At 64.9% G+C, this 1126-nt stretch carries 1 protein-coding gene and 1 pseudogene; both read left to right on the top strand.

Going from position 1 to position 1126, the window contains the following annotated elements; translation table 11 throughout:
- Positions 1-862 (top strand): hypothetical protein (locus ABZ342_RS48925; RefSeq protein ID WP_360488934.1); only part of this gene is annotated, 862 nt, incomplete at its 5' end.
- Positions 859-1126 (top strand): annotated as a pseudogene (locus ABZ342_RS48920) (RNA polymerase subunit sigma-70); the annotation flags it as partial. The gene ABZ342_RS48925 and the pseudogene ABZ342_RS48920, both read left to right, overlap by 4 nt.

Raw genomic sequence — 1126 nt, 5'->3', positions numbered from 1 at the left:
CTTGGACCGGCCAGGTCGGCCGCGGCTGCGGAAAATCGTCTCCGGCGTTGCGTCCGATCGTCGAAAGGGTGTCTTCGACCTGCAAGAACTCCTGCTTGCCGTGGTGCCTGATGTGGATGGGGACCGCTCGGAGACGTGGGAAGGTCTCGATGAGTCTGCGGCCCTGGTCGACCACGATGTACGGCTTCTGCTTGCGCTGCAGGCCGAGGGATTCGACGGGACGCTCTGGACCGAGCTGTCCAATCGGCTGGCGCGTTACGGCCTCGAGGTGATGAAGGCGTGGATCCACAGCGGGGAAATCTACAAAAGGGCGAAGCTGAAACAGCGGGCTGTCGAACGGGCGAGGCCGCCCCTGAGCACGGACGAGGCCATCGCCGTGGCCATGGACACGGTGGCAGAAGGCGTGGAGCTGTTCAAAAAGAAAGGGCTCGAGCAGCACGACTGGAATCCCGCGGGAGGCGCTCGTCTGTCGACCTATTTCATCGGCAGTTGTGTGCTCTGCTTCCCCAACGTCCACCGCGGGCAGTTGACGCAGCGCTCGCGCACCGACCAGGACGTGTTCGTTTCCGACTTCGACCTGGATTTCGGCGCATCGGCGACGCGGTCGGCCGAAGACGAGGTGGTGGGCCTGCTGGGAATCGTCGACACCCTGCGCGGAGGCCGGCGAGGTCGCCGAAGCGGGTATCCCGACGATGTGGTGAATCTCGTCGTGCTCTACCACATGGAGGACTACAAGTCGGCCGAGATCGCCGAGTTGATCAGCTCGGACACGGCCAAGTACACCCCGAGCACGGTGCGGAAGATCCTGGCCGAGTACCGCAAGCAGGCAGCCAAAGAACGGCGTGAAGGAGATCGGGCATGAGTGACGAGACCATCGCCATGATCGACGCGAAGACGGCAGAGAAGCTGGTCAACCGCTCGTCGGTCGGGACCCGAGGCGTGCGCAGCCTTGCCGCTCGATGCGATTCCGTCACCGCGGCGGCAGTGCTCGACCGTGCCGAGGGAGCGACGTCGATCGCAACCTCCGTCTCCGGCGTTCGCGATTATCGGACTCCGGAGTCATTGCCGCGCCCCAGCGGGCGGCTCACCAAGGAGGACCTCGACCCGCTCGTCAAGGACGCGGGCG

Origin of the sequence: Amycolatopsis sp. NPDC005961 (genome assembly GCF_040629235.1) — a bacterium.
Classification (GTDB): domain Bacteria; phylum Actinomycetota; class Actinomycetes; order Mycobacteriales; family Pseudonocardiaceae; genus Amycolatopsis; species Amycolatopsis camponoti.
The sequence above is the reverse complement of the archived record's forward strand: the minus strand, read 5'-3'. Positions and strand labels throughout refer to the sequence as shown.